This is a genomic window from Phytoactinopolyspora halotolerans (assembly GCF_010550675.1).
Lineage (GTDB): Bacteria > Actinomycetota > Actinomycetes > Jiangellales > Jiangellaceae > Phytoactinopolyspora > Phytoactinopolyspora halotolerans.
The window spans coordinates 210,888-227,245 of record NZ_JAAGOA010000003.1 but is presented as its reverse complement, the minus strand read 5'-3'; the positions used below and the strand labels follow the sequence as shown (position 1 = coordinate 227,245).

Sequence of the window (16,358 nt, the reverse complement as noted above, 5' to 3'; positions counted from 1 at the left end):
ACATCGTCGACGGCCGAGGACTTCCTGTATCGCCTTGGTCACCTCGATGGCCTGGCAGCGGCCAGTTTGGTATACCAAACGAACAGCTAAATGACCTTACCGAACTTCGGCGCGCCAACGGCGCCTCGCCGATGTCCTAGGCCACGTTTGCAAGGCTGACCATTGGCCCGCATGCGCTCTGCACGCTCCTGCTACGCAAGGCTGCTGCCCGCGCCGAGTTCCTCAGCCAGCCCCACCTGAACCCGGGCTGGTCGGACTTCCTGAGCGTACGTAACGCGTCGGGCACCCAACACGGGCCCTATACGTTACCTACGCTCAGGAAGTGGGCGCGGCACCGACCGACGCGACGTCAGACGCGGCGGAACAGCAGCGCCTGCTTGACCTCCTGGATCGCCTTGGTCACCTCGATGCCGCGCGGGCAGGCATCGGTGCAGTTGAACGTGGTCCGACAGCGCCACACGCCCTCGCGGTCGTTGAGGATCTCCAGCCGCTCCTCGGCGCCCTCGTCCCGGCTGTCGAAGATGAACCTGTGCGCCCCGACGATGGCCTGCGGCCCGAAGTACTGCCCGTCGGACCAGTACACCGGGCACGACGTGGTGCACGCCGCGCACAGGATGCACTTGGTGGTGTCATCGAAGCGCTCCCGCTCCTCCGGCGACTGCCGCCGCTCCCGGCTCGGATCGTTCCCGGTGGTGATGAGGAACGGCATGATCGACTTGTACGCCGCGTAGAACGGCTCCATGTCGACCACCAGGTCCTTCATCACCGCCAGACCCTTGATCGGCTCGACGCTGATCGGCTTGTCCAGGGGCAGATCCTTCAGCAGCGTCTTGCAGGCCAACCGGTTGCGACCGTTGATCCGCATTGCATCCGAGCCGCAGATGCCGTGTGCACAGGAGCGCCGGAACGTCAGCGAGCCGTCGATCTCCCACTTGATCTTGTGCAGCGCGTCCAGCACCCGGTCGGTGCCGTGCATGGTGAGGGTGTGGTCCTCCCAGCGCGGTTCGGTGTCCGACTCCGGGTTGAAGCGCCGCAGCCGCATCGTCACCTGGAACGACGGCACACCGCCGGCATCAGGCGTCTCCTTGACGGGAGCCTCGGTGGTCACGGTCATCAGAACTTACGCTCCATCGGCTGGTAACGGGTGACGACGACGGGCTTGAAGTCCAGCCGGACCGCGGCTCCTCCGTCGGCGTTCTCGGTGCGGTACGCCATGGTGTGGCGCATGTAGTTGACGTCGTCACGGTTCTGGTAGTCCTCACGGAAGTGCCCGCCGCGGGACTCCTTGCGCTCCAGCGCACCGGTGACGATCACCTCGGCCAGATCCAGCAGGAAGCCGAGCTCGACCGCCTCCAGCAGGTCGGTGTTGAACCGCCGCCCCTTGTCCTGCACCGACGCGCGGTCATACCGCTCACGCAACGACGCGATGTCGGCCAGCGCCTGCTTCAGCGTCGCCTCGGACCGGAAGACCTGCGCGTTGGCGTCCATCGTCTCCTGCAAGGCGCGCCGGATGTCGGCGATACGCTCCCCGTCTTCGCGCTCGCGCATGCCCTCCAGCAGAGCAACCGTGTCCGCCTCGGGCGACTCTGGAAGCTCCACCCACGGCGCCTTCGCCGCGAACGCCGCGGCCGCGATCCCGGCCCGACGCCCGAAGACGTTGATGTCCAGCAGCGAGTTCGTGCCCAGCCGATTCGCGCCGTGCACGCTGACACACGCCACCTCACCGGCGGCGAACATCCCCGGGATCACCCGCTCGTTGTCCGCCAGCACCTCGGTCTCCACCGTCGTCGGGATGCCTCCCATGGCGTAGTGCGCCGTCGGGAACACCGGTACCGGCTCGGTGTACGGCTCGATGCCCAGGTAGGTCCGGGCGAACTCGGTGATGTCCGGGAGCTTCGCATCGATGTGCGCCGGCTCCAGGTGGGTCAGGTCGAGCAGCACGTAGTCCTTGTTCGGCCCGGCGCCACGACCCTCGCGCACCTCGTTCGCCATCGCACGAGCGACGACGTCGCGCGGGGCCAGGTCCTTCAGCGTCGGCGCGTACCGCTCCATGAACCGCTCGCCGTCGCAGTTACGCAGGATCGCGCCCTCGCCGCGCGCCGCCTCGGAGAGCAGGATGCCCAGCCCGGCCAGCCCTGTCGGGTGGAATTGGAAGAACTCCATGTCCTCCAGCGGCACCCCGCGCCGGTACGCGATCGCCATGCCGTCACCGGTCAGGGTGTGCGCGTTGGACGTCGTCTTGTAGACCTTGCCGGCGCCGCCGGTGGCGAAGACGACGGACTTGGCCCGCACCACGTGGATCTCGCCGCTGGCCAGGTCGTAGGCGACCACGCCGGCGGTGCGCCGCTCCCCGTCGACCTCGTTGAAGATGAGGTCCAGCACGTAGAACTCGCTGAAGAAGTCCACGTTGTGCTTGATGCACTGCTGGTAGAGCGTCTGCAGAATCATGTGGCCGGTGCGGTCCGCCGAGTAGCACGCGCGCCGCACGGCCGCCTCGCCGTGGTTACGGGTGTGCCCGCCGAACCGGCGCTGGTCGATGGTGCCGTCCGGGGTGCGGTTGAACGGCAACCCCATCTTCTCCAGGTCCAGGACCGCGTCGATGGCTTCCTTGGCCATGATCTCCGCGGCGTCCTGGTCGACCAGGAAGTCGCCACCCTTCACCGTGTCGAAGGTGTGCCACTCCGGGCTGTCCTCCTCGACGTTGGCCAGCGCGGCGCACATACCGCCCTGGGCGGCGCCGGTGTGCGAACGGGTCGGGTACAGCTTGGTGATCACGGCGGTGCGAGCCCGCTGCCCGGCCTCCAGGGCGGCGCGCATCCCCGCTCCCCCGGCTCCGACGATCACCACGTCATATTGGTGTGTCTGCATCAGATGTCCTTACTCTCTCGCGCGACTACGGCGCCGGGCAGAACGACGGCAGGAGCTCGGCCGCCGCGTCGGCGGGGCACGGGTCGAAGGTGAAGATGACCAGCGTGCCGAGGACGATGGTGATCGCCGCGGCCGTGTACAGCCCGACCTTCAGCCACATCCGAAGCTGGTCGCGCTCGGCGTAGTCGTTGATGATGGTGCGCAGCCCGTTGGATCCGTGGATCATCGCCAGCCACAACATGAGCAGGTCCCAGACCTGCCAGAACGGATCGGCCCACTTACCGGCGACGAACGCGAAGTCGAGTGCGTTGATGCCCTCGCCGACCATCAGGTTGACGAAGAGGTGCCCGAAGACCAGCACCATCAGCAGCACACCGGAGACTCGCATGAACAGCCAGGCGTACAGCTCGGTGTTGGTGCGGCCACGCATCCGGCGCGGAGAACGTGGCGAGCGCGGGGAACGTGGCGCGGCGATCGTGGTAGCAGCCATGGGTGATCAGCCTCCGAACACGTGAGAGAGGTGACGGATCATGAACGGCACCATCAGGACGACCCAGATGATCAGCACCCCGGCCAGCATCTGCCGTTGATACCGCGGGCCCTTGCCCCAGAAGTCCACCAGGATGATCCGGACGCCGTTGAAGGCGTGGAAGATCACCGCACCGACCAGACCGACCTCCAGCAGGCCGACGATCGGCGTCTGGTACGTGTGGATCACGTCGTTATAGGCCTCTGGGGAGACCCGGACCAACGCGGTGTCGAGCACGTGGACGAAGAGGAAGAAGAAGATGCCGATGCCGGTGACCCGGTGGGCCACCCACGACCACATGCCTTCACGGCCGCGATAGAGCGTGCCTGCCGGCGCTTTGGGCACGGGAGGTCACCTTTCGCATGTCTCGAGTTCGGGGCGCACCATCATGGACTCCGGCCGCGCCGCATCGAGGGGAACGCCCTCCCCGTGTACGCCGCCGGGTAGCTCGTCCGAGTACGCCCAGCCGCAGCAATCTGGCTGCGACCGGCGTTCATCGTAGCTGGCCATAGAGGCGAGATCCGTGGTGAATCTCACCTCTGCCGTGTGACATAAGTCCCTACGCGAGTCCCTACGCGCGCTGCGTCCTGCGTACCCGCGCGCTCTGTGCACGGTGCGAAGCCTGCACCGTGCGCGGCCGCGTCAGCTCTTGCGCGTCGTGCGTCTCCGCCGCAGTACCGACGGCCCCGGTCGGGGGTGCGGAAGAGGCGCGCTGCGCGGTGTGGCGAGCGATCGCCGCGGTGTAGTGCCCGAGCAGTTCGTCACAGATCGCCGCCCAGGAACGTCCCTGCACCGACCTGCGGGCGGCGGTGGACATGCCGGCACGTAGCTCCGGATCGGTCGCCAGCTTCTGCACCGCGGCGCGTAGCTGCGCGGGATCGTCCGGGTCGGCGAGGAAGCCGTTGCGGCCCGGGGTGATCAGATCCACCGGCCCGCCGGAGTTGGGGCCGACCACCGGAACGCCCGACGCCAGCGCCTCTTGGACGGTCTGGCAGAACGTCTCCGCCGGCCCGGTGTGCACGAAGACGTCCAGGCTGGCATATGCCCGGGACAGGTCCTCGCCGGTGCGGAACCCTAGAAACGCGGCGTCGGGAAGCTCCCTGCGCAGTGCGGACTCGCTCGGCCCGCCGCCGACGATCGCCAACCGGACACCGGGAAGGTCGCGGAGCACCGACAGCGCGGAAACCCGCTTCTCCGGCGCGAGGCGCCCGACGTAACCCACGATGACCTCTCCCGGGCCGGCGATCTCCCGGCGTAGTCGCTCGTCCCGGTGGCTCGGGTGGAACCGGATCAGGTCGACTCCCCTGCCCCACCGGGCCAGCCGCGGAAAGCCGTGAGCCGCGAGTTGCTGCATCGTCGCCGACGACGGGGCCAGCGTCCGGTCGGCCTGTTCGTGAATCCGGCCCAGCCAGGACCAGATCATGCCGTCGCCCACCAGCCGCCACAGGCGATACCCGCGGGCGAATCCGGCGAGGTCGGTCTGGAACACCGCCACGGTCGGTATGTCCAGGCTCGCCGCCGCTCGCATGCCGGCCTTGCCGAGCCACGCCGGCGACGCCAGGTGCACCACGTCGGGCTGGAAGTCGCGGAGCGGGCCACGCACCCGGCGCCACGTCGCCAGCCCCACGACGCTGTCCTGGTTTCCGGGCAGCGTGGCCGAGCGCACCCGCACCACCGGCGCGCCCAGGTACTCGGTGATCCCGTCACCGGGAGCGACGACCAATGCGTCGTGCCCGCGCCGGGTGAGCTGCTCGACCACCCGGCAAACGGAGTTGGTGACCCCGTTGATCTGCGGCAGAAACGACTCCGTAATGATCGCGACGCGCATGACATATACGCTGTGGTCCGCCGATGGCGACGTGGCGATGCCAACGTGAATGAACGGTAACCATCAGACGTCGATTGACCCGGCAATGGGAACGAGTCTCAGCATGAGAGATGGGGTCGTGACTTTCGGCTAAACGGATGCCCATGATTTTTGTCAAGGGACGGCGGAATGCGGCGCAGGCAGGGGTGGCCTATGACGGCGGAGGCAGAACAGCAGGTGGCGCGAGTGCTACTTCTCGGCAAGCGCGCCCGGGTACTCGATGAGCTGGGGCGCACGTTAACGCACCTCGGCATGGATGTCATCCAGGAGACAGACCTCGACCGAGCCAGCAGTATCGATGCCACAACGGTAGATGTTCTGGCGCTCGGGCGTGCCGTGCGCGGCGCGAAGAGAGAAACAGTCGTGACGGCGCTTAAAGACCAGAATCCGGCACTCAAGGTGGTAGATGGGCTCGCGCCTATACCGCCATTGATTGTGGCGCAGATTCAAGAAGCAATAAGCATACCATCCGGCGGCCAAAAGATAGTTGCCAGTGCAATGTACGAGCAGGTCAACAATCGCGTGGTGCTGATGATGACCCGTCCGGCGGAAGTCGGCGTCATGATGCACCGGCTCGATCCGCTCTACCGGATGCATCAGACACCGATCTTCGCCGGTCGGCTCGGCAGCGGCCGGCAGAATCTTCCGATCGGGCGGAAGGTCGGCCGCGGCGAGCGGTACCTGGTGGTGCGGGCTGACCAGGAGACGTCGGTACACCAGATCCACTGACCGATCGAGACACCAGACTGATGGATGTCAGGGCTGCAGGACGTACCTTCCGCGCACCCCGCCCTTGGCGACGGCGCGGTGCGCGACGGCAACCTGGTCGAGCGGAAGGAACGCGTGCACCCGTGCCGGCAGCCGGCCGCTCGCCGTGGCGTCGAGAAGCCGGGCGAGCCGGGCACCGTCGGCCTGCACTTCCACCGCCCGGACGGTGATGCCGCGCTCCGCGGCCGGGTCCGCGTTCGGTCGCACACCGACGAAGACACCGCCGTCGCGGACGAGTGCCAGACCCTCCTCCTGCAGCGTGGCGGTGTCGGCCACCGCGTCCCAGCCGGGTGCCGCCTCGGTGGTGAAGCCGGCGCCGAGACCACGCACGAACGCCTCGTCCTGCGCCCGGGCCAATCCCGTGACCTGCCATCCCCGTTCCTGAGCGAGCGAGAGGATGTGGCCGCCGACAGCACCCGCGGCGCCGGTCACCAGCAGCTTCCGGCCCGCCCCGTCGCCGAGCAGGTCGACGATCTGAGCTGCGGTGAGGCCGTTGAGCGGGACCGTGGCGGCCTCGCCCAGATCGAGACCATCGGGGACGAGCGCGGCGTCGCGCACCGGCACGATGAGCTGCTCGGCGTACGTGCCGAAGTCACGGTCGAACCCGCCGACGAGTCCGGCGACGCGGCTGCCCACCGGGAGATCGACGCCCGGGCCGGCTGCGCTGACGACGCCGGCGAAGTCCCAGCCCATTCCGGTGTGCTCGGGCTGGTTGATCAGGCCCATCCGGTGAAAGAACCCGGCGGCGACGCCGAGGTCGACGGGGTTGACCGCGGCGCCGGCGATATCGACCCGGATCTGGCCCGGGCCGGGCTCGCGCACCGGCACGTCGATGATCTCGATGGAGTCCGGACCGCCCGGAACCCGGACGACCGCGGTGCGGAAAGTGGCGGACATGGTTCCTCCTCTGGAGTTTCGTTCCTTCCCGCTCCACAATGGATGGGTTACTCTCCAATGGGAAGTAGGCACTTTGAAGTGCGTATGTCACCACCGGGTACGAAGGAGCGAGCCATGCCGACGATGACGGCGGCGCAGCAGCGGCAGCAGGCCAAAGAGCAGTACGACGCGTTCCTGGCGGGCTGTCCCAGTCGCCAGCTCCTGGACCGGATCTCCGACAAATGGGTGGCGCTGATCCTGGCCGCGCTCGGCAGCGACGGCCCCCATCCCGGGGAAGACTGCGCCGGTGAGCCGCGGTCGATGCGTTACTCCGAACTGTCGCGCCGGCTGGCCGGCGTCAGCCAGAAGATGCTCACGCAGACGCTACGCTCGCTGGAGCGCGACGGCCTGCTCACCCGGACAGTGACGCCGACCGTGCCGGTGACGGTCACCTACGAGTTGACCGAACTCGGCCTGTCGCTGCACGAGACGATCCGCGGCATCAAGCGATGGGCCGAGGCGCATATGGACGAGGTGCTCGCCAACCGCGAGAAATACGATGCGCACGCCAGTCCGGAACGCACGACCGACTCGAAGGATCGCGCCGCGGGCCGAAGGTGAGGTTCAGGCCGACGCCGACCATCGCACGTTGCCCCGAAGGCCGTGTGCATGACCTTGGTGCCGTGCGAGAACGGAACGACACACATGGACGCGGCGTCGGCCGGGCGATACGGTTCTGTCCATGATCCGCTGGCTCGTGACCGGCGCGGGCGGAATGCTCGGCCATGACCTGCTGGCGCTGTTGCCCGCCGACGCTGTCACGGCGCCGACCCACCGGGAACTGGACGTGACGGACGCGGACACTGTCCACGACGCGGTCCGCGGCCACGATGTCGTCGCCCACCTCGCCGCCTGGACCGACGTCGACGGTGCGGAGTCCGACCCGGACGGTGCGATGTCAGTGAACGGGACCGGCACCGCCAACGTCGCCCGCGCATGCCGCACCCACGGAGCCCGGCTGGTGCACATCTCCACCGACTACGTCTTCGACGGGACGGCACGCGAGCCCTACCCGGAAGACGAGCCGGTCGACCCGGTGTCCGCCTACGGCCGAAGCAAGGCGGCCGCTGAGCGGGCGGTCCGTGAACATCTGCCCGACGCCGGGATCATCCTCCGCACCGCGTGGCTCTACGGGGAACACGGCAAGAACTTCGTGGCCACCATGCGGCACCTCGCCGAGACCCGCGACCACGTTGACGTCGTCGACGACCAGCAGGGCCAGCCGACGTGGACCCGTGATCTCGCCGGGCGGATCGTCGAGGTCGTGCGGGCCGACGCGCCCGGCGGGATCTACCACGCCACCAACGCAGGGGCGACCACCTGGTATGAGTTGGCCCGCGCGGTGTTCGCCGCGCTCGGCCACGATCCGGAGCGGGTCCGCCCGACCACCTCGGATCGGTTCGTCCGTCCCGCTCCCCGTCCGGCCTACTCGGTGCTGTCGCACGACGGCTGGGCGCGTGCGTCGCTGCCGCCGATGCGGCATTGGCGAGACGCGTTCGACGACGCGGCCCGCACGCTGCTACGCACCCCCTGACCGGCGGCCGCAGCGCTTCTCGACCAATGCGGCCCGGTACGCCTCGGTGGCGGCGTACTCCGGCAGCAACCCCTGCCGCTCGGCGTCCGCCAGCGATGGCGCGTCCGCGTCCTTGGACGACAACCGATGCTGGATGATCAGCCCGTCCCGGTTCACCGACGGCCACATGATGGCCAGCTGCGGATCGAGCGGGTTGATGCCGTGCTCGCGCTGCGGCGCGTATTCCGTCGAGCACAGGTACGCCACCGTCGACGAGTCGGCCAGTGACATGAACGCGTGCCCCAGACCTTCCGAGATGTAGACGGCGCGGCGGTCCACGTCATCCAGCATCACCGAGTCCCACTCCCCGAACGTCGGCGACCCACGTCGCAGATCGACCACGACGTCCAGCACCGAGCCGGACAGGCAGGTGACGTACTTGGCCTGGCCGGGCGGAACGTCGGCGAAGTGCACGCCGCGCACCACCCCGGCGGCGGATACGGAGCAGTTCGCCTGCCGCAGATCCAGCGGGTGCCCCAGCTCGGCCTCGAGCACGTCCTGACGGAACCACTCCAGGAAGGTGCCGCGTGCGTCGCCGAAGAGCCTGGGCGTGAACGTCCACGCTCCGCCGATCGCCATCGGCTCCAGCTTGGGAGTCTCATTGCTCACGTCGGGCTCACCTCAACTCGCACTCCGCAACTCGCACTCCGCGCCGATCCGACCGCGGTTCCGGCCACTGGTCCCGCCACGCGCGTCACGACGCTCCGGACGGTGACGGCGCAGCGTCGAGCAGGTCCAGCAGGTAGGCCCCGTAGCCGGACCGCCCGAGCTCCTCGCCCCGTCGGCACAGATGATCGTCGTCGATCAGCCCCAGCCGCCAGGCGACCTCTTCCGGGCATCCGATCTTCTGCCCCTGCCGGGCCTCGATCACCCGAACATAGTCCGCGGCCGCCATCAAGGTGTCGAACGTCCCGGTATCCAGCCAGGCGGTCCCGCGTGGCAGCACCTCCACCCGCAGCGCGCCGCTGCGCAGGTAGGCCCAGTTGACGTCGGTGATCTCCAGCTCGCCGCGCTCGGACGGCCGCAGCTGCCGGGCGATCTCGACCACCTGGTTGTCGTAGAAGTACAGGCCGGGTACGGCGTAGTTGCTCCGCGGCTGGGCCGGCTTCTCCGCCAGCGAGACGGCGCGGCCCTCGGCGTCGAACTCGACCACGCCGTACGCCCGCGGGTCGGCGACGTGATAGGCGAAGATGACCCCGCCGTCCGGGTCGGCGTGTTTGGTCAGCTGTGTACCGAGCCCGGGGCCGTGGAAGATGTTGTCCCCCAACACCAACGCCACCGACTCGTGCCCGATGTGCTCGGCGCCGATCAGGAACGCCTGCGCCAGGCCGTCCGGCTCCGGCTGGCTGGCGTAGCGGATGGAGACGCCGAACTGCGAACCGTCACCCAGCAGGCGACGGAACGCATCCGCGTCCTCCGGTGTGGTGATGATCAGGATGTCGACGACGCCGGCCAGCATCAACGTGGTCAGCGGGTAGTAGATCATCGGCTTGTCATAGACCGGCATGAGCTGCTTGCTGACCCCGATGGTCAGCGGATGCAGCCGGCTGCCGGTACCGCCGGCCAGAATGATCCCCTTCATGCGTGCTCAGCCCCCCTCAGAGCGTGCACCCCACCCACAGAACCCCGTGGTGATCATCAACTGTGTGCCGCATCGTCATCGGCATCACGGTTGATGATCATGGGACAGAATAGGATGCAGACTAAGACACCTTGCCCCAAATGAGACGGATAGGCAAGATGTTCGTGCAGCGCGAGGTGCGCGGGAAAGTCGCCTCCTGCTGCCGATGCGGTCGCTGGCTGACGATGGGGGGCATGCGACACATGCGGATTCTGGTGACCGGTGGAGCGGGATTCATCGGCTCGCACTACGTGCGTTCCGCCCTGGCCGGAGACTATGCCGAGCTCGCCGACGCCGATGTCGTCGTGCTGGACAAGCTGACCTACGCGGGCAACCAGGCCAACCTGGCGCCGGTGGCGGATTCGCCGCGGTTGCGGTTCGTCGAGGGGGACATCTGCGACGGGCCGACGGTCGACGCCTTGATGGCCCAGGTCGATCAAGTGGTGCACTTCGCGGCCGAGAGCCACGTGGACCGCTCGATCGTCGGCCCGGGCGACTTCGTGGTGACCAACGTGGTCGGCACGCAGACGTTGCTCGACGCTGCGCTGCGGCACGAGGTGGAGCGGTTCGTGCTGGTGTCCACGGACGAGGTCTACGGTTCGATCGAGCAGGGGTCCTGGCCGGAGGACCATCCGCTGGAGCCGAACTCGCCGTACAGCGCCAGCAAGGCCTCCGGTGACCTGCTCGCCCGTGCCTACCATCGCACCCACGGCCTGCCGGTGGTGATCACCCGGTGCTCGAACAACTACGGCCCGTACCAGTTCCCGGAGAAGGTCATCCCGCTGTTCGTCACCAACCTGCTGGACGGCCTGCCGGTGCCGCTGTACGGCGAGGGCGCCAACGTCCGCGACTGGCTGCACGTCGACGACCACTGCCGCGGCATTGAGCTAGTGCGCGCCGGTGGGCGTGCCGGAGAGGTCTACAACATCGGTGGCGGCACCGAGCTGACCAACCGGCAGCTCACCAAGCTGCTGCTGGAGGCGTGCGGCGCCGGCTGGGACCGGGTCGAGTACGTGGCGGACCGGCTCGGGCATGACCTGCGTTACTCGGTCGACATCACCAAGATCAGCACCGAGCTCGGCTATGCCCCGAAGACCCCGTTCGATCAGGGCCTGGCCGACACGGTCGCCTGGTACCGCGCGAACCGCGACTGGTGGGAGCCGCTCAAGCACGGCAGCTCCTGACGTCAAGGACGTGCCGACGGCAAGGAGCATGCATCGTGGCTGCGATCGTGACCACAATGTCGTTCGCAACCGTGATGTCGCAGTGGTGACGTTCCGGCCGTCACGTTCGCGGTTGCCCGGGCTGACGGCTGCTCTCGTCGCGCAACCATCTCGTGTCGTTCCTGCCCATCGCGCGGCGCCCCCGCAGCCGGGCGACGACGGCAACCGTCAGGAAGAGCACCACCTTGGGCACCATCCGGGCCCGTCGGAGCACGCTTCGCTCACGTGCAACGACGCCTCGCAACTCGGCCAGGCCGGTGCGTGGTGCCGCACGGCCGACCGGACCCGTGCGCGGTGCCCGACCGTCGGCAGAACCGGTGCGGGGCGCCCGACCGTCGGCTGCCGCCGCCAGCCGCGCGTTCCCGGTCATCGCCCGGACCCGGCGGCGCAGCAAGTCGGCCGTCGTCCGCGGCGGCCGGATCTGAGCCCGGGCCGACGGCACGACGACGCGCTCGGACGCGTCGAACGCCAACGCGATCGCGAGGTCGTCCGCCATCACCTGCTCGTCGCCGGTGAAGAACTTGGCCACGCGGGCGTGCCCGGCCTCATCGACGGCGATGACACCACGGCCGAACAGTTCCTCGCGGACCGCCGGGAGCCGTTGCCACACGTCGTAATACCAGCGGACCGGCCACGCCACGCCGGCCATCGGCAGCACTCGGGCGGGTCCGGCCCCGTGCACGCCGGTGGTGCTCAGCGCCTGGCAGAGCCGCACCACGTCGTCCCGGCCGAGCACGACGTCCGCGTCGACGTACAGCCGGGGGAAGCCGGTCGCGGCCTCGTCGCCGAGCCGTAGCGCCTCGGCCTTCGAGGCCACCGGAGTCTGCACCACCCGCACACCTGGGTAGCCGGCAGCGACGTCGGCGGTCGCATCGGTACAGCCGTTCGGCACGACGATGATCTCGAGCTCTTCACCCAGACCTTCGGCACCCACACCCACACCCCCGACACTCGCTTCCGGCTTTTCGGCGCCCGCACCCGAGACTTCGGTTTCCGCGTCCGGCTCTCTGTGGTGCACGGACGGACCGTCGTCCGTCGTCGGCGCGGCGAGGGCGTCGAGCAGCCGGGAGATGACGGGTTCTTCGTTGTGCGCAGGCACGACGATGCTAGGCATGGGTGCAGTATCCGCACTCGACCCGGCGCGCGCCACCCGGTGAAGCCGCGCGCGACCCTATGAAGACGGTTTTGTGGCGTAGCAGCGCCACAGAATCGTCTTCATCACCGCTGTCTACAGTGCCGGTGAGGCCTCTACGGCAGTGGTGGGGGCCTCTAGCCGCTGAGGCAGGAGTCGTAGGATCGCGTCGGCGGCGGCCACCGGCTCGTCGGCGTCCAACCGCCACCCCTGGACCTGCGTCGACAGCCGTGCCGCCGCCTCCCAGGCCCGCTCGCCCAGCCGGTAGTGGTTGAACGACGCGGCGAGTACCGCCGCCAGCACTTCCCCGGCCGCGACCGGCTCGATCACCGGGTTCGAGCGCGCGCCGCTCCTGCGTACCAGCACAACGTGGCCGACCGCGACGGGTTCGGTCACCGCGCGCGCCCCGATGGACTGCGCGGTGAACGCGAGCTTGTCCGCGGACTCGTCGGACCAGCCGCCGAGCGCCGGATCGAGCCCGAGCGCCTCGGTGGACCATGGCGTGAGCATCAACGGCCGCGCCAACCCGGTGACGCGGCCGGTGTCCGGGTCGAGCGCCACCGCCTCGTCCGTGATGTAGCCGAACCCACGGATCAGGCACGCCGCCGTCAGCGTGCTCTTACCGACGCCGGACTCGCCGGGGAAGAGCACGGCTTGACCGGCCCGCTCCACCGCTCCGGCGTGCAGCAACAGATCGGCGGATTCCTCGATGGCCGACGCGAGCGAGTGCACAGACGACGCCTCTCAGCGTCCGCTGCTGGTGTTGGTGCTGATGCTGGAGTTGCCGCTGGCGAGCAGGCCGTGCTCGCGCAGTTGCGTCAGCGCGGAGTCGACACCGGCGCGGACGGTTTCCGGGTCCGCGTCATACGCCTGGTCGAGCGCCGCGACGATCTCCTCCAGCGTGCGTTCGCCGTCGATCAGCCGCCACACATCGCTGGCGGTCCCGTTGAGCACAAGGGCGGTCTGCGTGGCGGCGTGAAACAGCGTGATATCCCCATCGATCTCCATCTCACGGACCGAGGGGTCGGCCATAGGCACACTGTCTGCCATAACCAGCAGCATACGGCCAAGTCGTCCGAGAACGTCACGCTTGCGCAAACGAAATGGGCCGTGAAAGGACTTGTGGCGACAAATGCCCTCGTTTGCCGTAGCATGACTCGCGTCGCACGGGGGGCGTGCGATATTGCCTTGGGGGGCATGAGTAAATGGCAGATACGAGTTCTTCTGGTATTAGCCGGAGAAGGGTGCTGGCCACCGGACTTACGGCCGGTGGGGCCGCATGGGTGGCGCCGACGGTGACGGCCATCGCGCTGACGCCGGCACACGCTGCGTCGCCGAGCGGCCCGCAGCCGCCGCCGACCGAACCGCCCAAACCACCGCCGCCGCCACCGAGCGAGCCGCCACGGACTGAGCCGCCACCAAGCGAGCCGCCGGGCACGCAGCCACCGTCGACCAAGCCGCCGGGCACGCAGCCACCGTCGACGCAGCCGCCGGGCACGCAGCCTCCATCGACCAAGCCGCCGGACAAGCCGGACAAGCCGGAAGGCAAGAAGCCCGGCGACAAGCCGAGCGACGACGACACGACGGCGGCGCTCCCGGACACGGGTGCTTCCGACGCCGCCACCGTCGCCGGCATCGGCGGTGCACTCGCGCTGGGGGGCGCGGTCGCATACGCCATGTCTCGAAGAGCCGGCGCGGAGTCTGAGGAGCCGCTCAGCGGCTAGGACGCTCCAGGCCTGTCGAGGGGGGCACCATGGGGGGTTTGGTCACCGCGATACGCGGACAGCGACGCGGACCAGAAGCGGTCGACACACCGGTGGGCGGCGACGGCGGACGACGCCGCCCACGCGTGCTGATCGTCGTGCAGAACATCCCGCTGCGCTTCGATCGCCGTGTGCGGTCGGAGTGCCGGGCGCTGATCAGTGCGGGCTACGACGTCACCGTCATCTGCCCGAAGGAAGGGCCGGAGGAACCGGACGAGTTCGACCTCGACGGCGCGACGGTCCGCTCCTATCCGGCGCCGCCGGCGACGTCGGGGCTGCTCAGCTACGTCCGCGAGTTCGTGGTCTGCTGGCTGCGGACGGCACGGCTGTCGGTCCGCACCGCGCGCGCCGAAGGTTTCGACGTCCTGCAGGCCTGCAACCCGCCGGACACCTACTGGCTGCTCGGCCTGCTCTGGAAGCTGCGCGGCAAGAAGTTCGTCTATGACCAGCACGATCTCTGCCCCGAGGTGTACGAGGCCAGGTTCGGCCGGCGCGGTCTGCTGCATCGGGTGCTGCTCCTGCTGGAGCGGGCCACCTACGCCGTCGCTGACCGGGTGGTCTCCCCCAACCCGTCGTACCAGGAGATCGCCGTCGAGCGCGGACACGTCCCGCCCGAGCGGACCGCCGTCGTCATGAGCTCGCCGGATCCGGCCGCGATGGTCCGTGGACCGATCGACCCGTCGCTGCGGAACGGTCGGCGCCGACTGGTCTGCTACGTCGGGATCATGGGACCGCAGGACGGCGTGGACCGGCTGCTCGACGCGATCGCGCACTACGTCCACAACCTCGGCCGCGACGACTGCCACTTCGCGTTGCTGGGCTACGGGGACAGCCTGGATGCCCTGCTGCAGCAGCGCGAACGGCTGGGCGTCCAGGAGTTCACCACCTTCACCGGACGGGTCGACCAGGCCGAACTGGGCCGCTGGCTGTCCACTGCGGACATCGGCGTCACACCGGATCCGCCGTGCGAGTTCAACCACCGCTCCACCATGAACAAGACGCTGGAGTACATGGCGCACGGCGTGCCGGTGGTCAGCACCGATCTCCGCGAGACGCGCCGGTGCGCCGGCCCGGCGGCCGAGTACGTGCCGGACGGCGACCCGGACGCGATGGCCAAGACCATCGCCGCACTCGTGGACGATCCGAACCGCCGCCGCCAGATGGCATTGATCGGACGGCTGCGCATCGAGCGGCTCTTCGCCTGGCCTGAGCAGGCGCGGGCCTATGTCGCGATGTATCACGAACTGACAGCGGCTCCGACGGCCGGACGGGTTCCGCCGGCCGGAGCCACGGAGGGGGGACAATGAAAACGGGGATACTTGCGGGTGGCCTGGGTAGCCGCCTCGCCGAGGAGACGGTGATCAAGCCGAAACCGATGGTGGAGATCGGCGGACGGCCCATCCTCTGGCACATCATGCGCCACTACCTGCGCTACGGGTACAGCGAGTTCGTCATCGCCGCCGGTTACAAGGGCGAGGTCATCAAGCGCTGGATGCTGGACTACGCGACGCTCGCCTCGGACGTGACGGTCCGGCCACGGCACGGCGAGGTGACGCTGCACCGCCGCGACACCGACGAGGACTGGACGGTCAACGTCGTCGACACCGGCGAGTCGACCAACACCGGCGGCCGGATCAAGCGGCTGCAGCCGTGGGTGGGCGACGAGACGTTCCTGCTCACCTGGGGTGACGGCGTCAGCGACGTGAACATCGACACGTTGCTGGAGTTCCACCGCTCACACGGCAAGATCGCCACGCTCACCGCGGTCCGCCCGCCGGCCCGCTACGGGCACCTGGTGACCGACGGCGATCAGATCGTCGAGTTCTCAGAGAAGCCGCAGATCGGTGAGGGCTGGATCAACGGCGCGTTCTTCGTCCTGGAGCCGGCCGTCTTCGACTACATCGCCGGCGACGACACCCAGTTCGAGAAGGAACCGCTCGAAGAGCTGGCCAAGGACGGGCAGCTCATGGCCTACCGGCACTACGGCTTCTGGCAGTGCATGGACACCATGCGCGAGAAGCACATCCTCGAAGAGTTGTGGCGCACCGAGAACGCGCCCTGGAAGACCTGGGAGTAGG

Annotated in this window: 18 protein-coding genes; 7 read left to right on the top strand and 11 right to left on the bottom strand. The window is 68.6% G+C overall.

The genetic code is table 11. From position 1 onward, the window contains the following. Positions 1-349: 349 nt before the first annotated feature. The 5 genes from G1H10_RS05605 to G1H10_RS05585 all read right to left on the bottom strand — a co-directional run bounded on the left by G1H10_RS05605 (position 350) and on the right by G1H10_RS05585 (position 5,225). Positions 350-1,114 (bottom strand): succinate dehydrogenase iron-sulfur subunit, encoded by a 765-nt coding sequence (locus tag G1H10_RS05605; RefSeq protein WP_163733909.1) that lies wholly within the window; start codon positions 1,112-1,114, stop codon positions 350-352. Further along, positions 1,114-2,868, bottom strand: coding sequence for a succinate dehydrogenase flavoprotein subunit (gene sdhA / locus G1H10_RS05600; RefSeq protein ID WP_163733906.1), 1,755 nt, complete (start codon positions 2,866-2,868; stop codon positions 1,114-1,116). Before sdhA ends, G1H10_RS05605 begins: the two co-directional genes overlap by 1 nt. Before the next feature lie 25 nt (positions 2,869-2,893). Then, entirely contained in the window at positions 2,894-3,358 is a 465-nt protein-coding gene (locus G1H10_RS05595; protein ID WP_163733904.1) for a succinate dehydrogenase hydrophobic membrane anchor subunit, read from the bottom strand. A 6-nt stretch (positions 3,359-3,364) separates the two neighbouring features. Beyond that, positions 3,365-3,742: a succinate dehydrogenase, cytochrome b556 subunit gene (gene sdhC, locus G1H10_RS05590; protein WP_163733901.1), complete on the bottom strand. Its 378-nt coding sequence runs from the start codon at positions 3,740-3,742 to the stop codon at positions 3,365-3,367. A 226-nt stretch (positions 3,743-3,968) separates the two neighbouring features. Then, positions 3,969-5,225, bottom strand: coding sequence for a glycosyltransferase family 4 protein (locus G1H10_RS05585; protein WP_163733898.1), 1,257 nt, complete (start codon positions 5,223-5,225; stop codon positions 3,969-3,971). A 192-nt stretch (positions 5,226-5,417) separates the two neighbouring features. Here G1H10_RS05585 and G1H10_RS05580 point away from each other — a divergent pair, with 192 nt between their 5' ends. Next, positions 5,418-5,993 (top strand): hypothetical protein, encoded by a 576-nt coding sequence (locus G1H10_RS05580; protein ID WP_163733895.1) that lies wholly within the window; start codon positions 5,418-5,420, stop codon positions 5,991-5,993. A gap of 27 nt (positions 5,994-6,020) precedes the next feature. Here the strand turns inward: G1H10_RS05580 and G1H10_RS05575 are convergent, their stop codons facing one another. Beyond that, on the bottom strand, positions 6,021-6,929 hold the full coding sequence (locus tag G1H10_RS05575) for an NADP-dependent oxidoreductase (protein ID WP_163733892.1): 909 nt from the start codon (positions 6,927-6,929) through the stop codon (positions 6,021-6,023). Between the two features lie 114 nt (positions 6,930-7,043). Between G1H10_RS05575 and G1H10_RS05570 the strand changes: the two genes are divergently transcribed. Then, positions 7,044-7,529, top strand: a complete 486-nt coding sequence (locus tag G1H10_RS05570; RefSeq protein ID WP_163733889.1) for a winged helix-turn-helix transcriptional regulator — start codon at positions 7,044-7,046, stop codon at positions 7,527-7,529. Between the two features lie 121 nt (positions 7,530-7,650). Continuing rightward, a complete protein-coding gene (rfbD, locus tag G1H10_RS05565; RefSeq protein WP_163733886.1) occupies positions 7,651-8,502 on the top strand; it encodes a dTDP-4-dehydrorhamnose reductase in 852 nt (283 codons plus the stop codon). Here rfbD and G1H10_RS05560 read toward each other — a convergent pair. Both G1H10_RS05560 and rfbA read right to left on the bottom strand, forming a co-directional pair. Next, the gene (locus G1H10_RS05560) at positions 8,488-9,120 is read right to left on the bottom strand and encodes a dTDP-4-dehydrorhamnose 3,5-epimerase family protein (protein WP_163734453.1); all 633 of its coding nucleotides are present in this window, start codon (positions 9,118-9,120) and stop codon (positions 8,488-8,490) included. The two genes, rfbD and G1H10_RS05560, sit on opposite strands and share 15 nt — an antisense overlap. Positions 9,121-9,235: 115 nt before the next feature. Continuing rightward, the gene (rfbA, locus tag G1H10_RS05555) at positions 9,236-10,123 is read right to left on the bottom strand and encodes a glucose-1-phosphate thymidylyltransferase RfbA (RefSeq protein WP_163733884.1); all 888 of its coding nucleotides are present in this window, start codon (positions 10,121-10,123) and stop codon (positions 9,236-9,238) included. A 242-nt stretch (positions 10,124-10,365) separates the two neighbouring features. Here rfbA and rfbB point away from each other — a divergent pair, with 242 nt between their 5' ends. After that, the gene (gene rfbB, locus G1H10_RS05550) at positions 10,366-11,346 is read left to right on the top strand and encodes a dTDP-glucose 4,6-dehydratase (RefSeq protein ID WP_163734449.1); all 981 of its coding nucleotides are present in this window, start codon (positions 10,366-10,368) and stop codon (positions 11,344-11,346) included. Positions 11,347-11,446: 100 nt separating this feature from the next. Here rfbB and G1H10_RS05545 read toward each other — a convergent pair whose 3' ends face one another. From G1H10_RS05545 to G1H10_RS05535, 3 genes are all read right to left on the bottom strand, one after another. After that, positions 11,447-12,499 carry a glycosyltransferase family 2 protein gene (locus tag G1H10_RS05545; RefSeq protein WP_163733881.1) on the bottom strand — a complete coding sequence of 351 codons (1,053 nt, stop codon included), beginning with the start codon at positions 12,497-12,499 and terminating at the stop codon, positions 11,447-11,449. 114 nt (positions 12,500-12,613) lie between these two features. After that, positions 12,614-13,249 carry a hypothetical protein gene (locus tag G1H10_RS05540; protein WP_163733878.1) on the bottom strand — a complete coding sequence of 212 codons (636 nt, stop codon included), beginning with the start codon at positions 13,247-13,249 and terminating at the stop codon, positions 12,614-12,616. 12 nt (positions 13,250-13,261) lie between these two features. Beyond that, positions 13,262-13,567, bottom strand: coding sequence for a PqqD family protein (locus G1H10_RS05535; RefSeq protein ID WP_163733875.1), 306 nt, complete (start codon positions 13,565-13,567; stop codon positions 13,262-13,264). 194 nt (positions 13,568-13,761) lie between these two features. Here G1H10_RS05535 and G1H10_RS05530 point away from each other — a divergent pair, with 194 nt between their 5' ends. Genes G1H10_RS05530 through rfbF form a run of 3 tightly spaced genes read left to right on the top strand, consistent with a single transcriptional unit; the run spans position 13,762 to position 16,357 of the window. Further along, the gene (locus tag G1H10_RS05530) at positions 13,762-14,241 is read left to right on the top strand and encodes an LPXTG cell wall anchor domain-containing protein (RefSeq protein WP_163733872.1); all 480 of its coding nucleotides are present in this window, start codon (positions 13,762-13,764) and stop codon (positions 14,239-14,241) included. A gap of 29 nt (positions 14,242-14,270) precedes the next feature. Continuing rightward, positions 14,271-15,587 carry a glycosyltransferase family 4 protein gene (locus G1H10_RS05525; protein ID WP_174264084.1) on the top strand — a complete coding sequence of 439 codons (1,317 nt, stop codon included), beginning with the start codon at positions 14,271-14,273 and terminating at the stop codon, positions 15,585-15,587. After that, complete coding sequence (gene rfbF, locus G1H10_RS05520; protein WP_163733870.1) at positions 15,584-16,357, top strand: glucose-1-phosphate cytidylyltransferase; 774 nt, start codon at positions 15,584-15,586, stop codon at positions 16,355-16,357. Before G1H10_RS05525 ends, rfbF begins: the two co-directional genes overlap by 4 nt. Position 16,358 lies beyond the last annotated feature (1 nt).